This window comes from Nitrospira sp. BLG_2 (assembly GCF_049222245.1).
In genome coordinates, this window is the sequence record NZ_JBLYIG010000358.1 from 1 (window position 1) to 2168 (window position 2168).

General features: G+C 55.0%; 5 protein-coding genes and 1 pseudogene. 2 read left to right on the forward strand and 4 right to left on the reverse strand.

What is annotated here, in order from left to right:
* The coding region (locus ACOSYY_RS09845; RefSeq protein WP_421662112.1) for a hypothetical protein at positions 1–587 on the reverse strand (587 nt) is incomplete at its 3' end.
* Positions 588–641: 54 nt separating this feature from the next.
* Between ACOSYY_RS09845 and ACOSYY_RS09850 the strand changes: the two genes are divergently transcribed.
* Positions 642–920: a hypothetical protein gene (locus ACOSYY_RS09850; protein ID WP_421662113.1), complete on the forward strand. Its 279-nt coding sequence runs from the start codon at positions 642–644 to the stop codon at positions 918–920.
* A gap of 307 nt (positions 921–1227) precedes the next feature.
* Here ACOSYY_RS09850 and ACOSYY_RS09855 read toward each other — a convergent pair whose 3' ends face one another.
* From ACOSYY_RS09855 to ACOSYY_RS09865, 3 genes are read right to left on the reverse strand one after another with little or no spacing between them, the layout of a single operon-like run.
* Complete coding sequence (locus ACOSYY_RS09855; RefSeq protein ID WP_421662114.1) at positions 1228–1569, reverse strand: DUF2442 domain-containing protein; 342 nt, start codon at positions 1567–1569, stop codon at positions 1228–1230.
* Positions 1550–1672 (reverse strand): DUF4160 domain-containing protein, encoded by a 123-nt coding sequence (locus ACOSYY_RS09860; protein ID WP_421662115.1) that lies wholly within the window; start codon positions 1670–1672, stop codon positions 1550–1552. Before ACOSYY_RS09860 ends, ACOSYY_RS09855 begins: the two co-directional genes overlap by 20 nt.
* On the reverse strand, positions 1629–1784 hold the full coding sequence (locus ACOSYY_RS09865) for a DUF4160 domain-containing protein (protein ID WP_421662116.1): 156 nt from the start codon (positions 1782–1784) through the stop codon (positions 1629–1631). The genes ACOSYY_RS09860 and ACOSYY_RS09865 overlap by 44 nt, the downstream gene beginning before the upstream one ends.
* A gap of 208 nt (positions 1785–1992) precedes the next feature.
* On the opposite strand from ACOSYY_RS09865, the pseudogene ACOSYY_RS09870 reads away from it, so the two are divergent.
* Positions 1993–2168: pseudogene (locus ACOSYY_RS09870) on the forward strand (recombinase RecA); the annotation flags it as partial.

Sequence of the window (2168 nt, forward strand, 5' to 3'; positions counted from 1 at the left end):
GCGGGAAACGACGGCCGAAAGCCAAAGTGAGTGACGAGCGCTCGTATGAGTTTGAAATTTGCATAGGCCAGCATGAGGGCATCGAGGCTCCCGTTTTGGATGACCGCTGTGCTGAGGAACGCCAATCGCGCATGGTCTTTCACGATCCGGCTTGAGCGGGCACGCTTCTCGTCAAGCGCGGCCTTTACCTCCTGTTCCAACCTGGTACCTGACCACAGGGACTCTGTCAGCCTTGTCGTGACCTCCGGGGACATGCCGCCGCTCCGGAGGAAGCGCTTGGCCACGGCCTTGTATTCCTGTTGGCTCATGCTGTTGTCAGAGACAAGCACGCGCTGAAGCGGGTGAGCGCTCATGCTGATGACGGAGAGCACCGGTCTGATGAGCAGGCCATAGATGGCGCAGAGGACAAGGGCGTAGAAGGCGTATTCTAGACTGGAATGCAGCCGACCGAGGCGCTCACCGATGTCCAGCACGTTGGCCAAGACGATGAGACCGAGGAAAAGAAGGGCGCCCAGTCCGACCAGCGCCCAAAACGGAGGTTTCCACCGTGGATGGTCGGACGAAGTCTGGTTTATTGAGCTGGACATGCGCGGCGACCCTCCCGGTCTGCCTCGAGCGATTCAACCGGCCGACACGCGGCCATGCCGAGGTCGATTGCGCTCTTATCGGGTTATCCTATCGAATGCAGGTATTCCATTCAAGCTGCTATTGCCACCGCGCTGTGCACAGCAACGGTTGGTGGGGGCGTTGAGCAGGCTAATAGCCCAGCATTGAACGATCGAGGGCATTCCCTCATGGCAGCGCAACTCCTGCATCACATGACCCATCACGGATGGAAATTTTCGAGGAACCTCACCATTCGTGTAGACCATACGCTTGAAGCAAGCCGAGCCATGGATTGGCGACTTCGGGCACAGTAATCTTCGTTGAGGTGGCCCCGTAATAACAGACACAGTAGTTAGGCGCCATGCTCCTGCTGTTTGAACCCCTCCAGACAGCGATAGCCCAGCGCCTGATGCCAGGGGGGATATAGGGTTCTAGGGTTCTGTAGTCGTACACAAGGATTGGGGCAAAATGTATGAGAGGCTTTACGGTGTCCGCTTTCTCCACAATTCGGTAAATCAAGGTCTGATAGCGAGCGCTTGTTCTGCTTGGCGCGCTCATGAACAAAATAGAAGGCCCATGCTTTTCACGGGAGTTTGCCCCTCCAGGATCCTTGCTGGAATCTTAGCGGCGGCGGGCTTTGCGAGTGGTGATGCGTTTGGGACGAGTGTCTTGACGGGCGGTTAGCCATTTTTTGAATGATGCCTGGCTTTCTCCCGAGGGCCTGCCAGCTAAAAGCCCATCGACGCTGATATCTTCGTCGAGCAGATCCCAATGAATGCCACGTCCGAGTCCGATCAACTTCCAACGTTTTCGCTCCGCTTGCGTCGCTTGAATTAAGCGAGGAAACCAATCAAGGGGAACGGACAGGCTTCGCCCATCGCTCAGTTCGACGGTCAACGTGTCGTTCGTGAGAGTGACGGATTCTGCTGTAGGTGCGGCAATCTCAAGCGCCAAAGTATTCATTCCAGGCCTCCAGAAATCGATCCTGATTGAGCTCAACGAGCTGCCGAATCCGATTCAATTCAGCACGAGGAAACCCACCGCTCTTGTAGCCTGACGGGTACAAGCCAAAATTTGGCTATCTTGTCTTCACGCTCAATGTGCACATGTCGGGGCTCATCACGATCGCCTGCATAAAAGAAACAACAATACGGACCTGATCGTATTACAGTGGGCATACTCTTCGATCCGAGGCCTTATATTAGCACGCTCGTAGTCTGGTGAAGATTTTAAAGTTCATCTGCCTCCCCACGATTTCCCTAACTTCATCTTCAGAAGTTGCCCACATCGCCTTTGAACGCTTCCATCTCAGATTCGGACTAGGTTTCCCTTTGCCGCTTGGGTATAATTCATCGGATTTGGCCCTTTCATCTTAGAGGAGATTGTATGTCCGAAAAAGACGATAAGAAACGCGCGCTCGACCTGGCACTTTCCCAAATCGAGAAGCAGTATGGGAAGGGAGCGATCATGAAGCTTGGGGCCGAGGAGAAGGTCGATGTGCCGGCGATTTCCACCGGGTCCTTGAGCCTCGACATCGCTCTCGGTGTCGGGGGGCTTCCGCG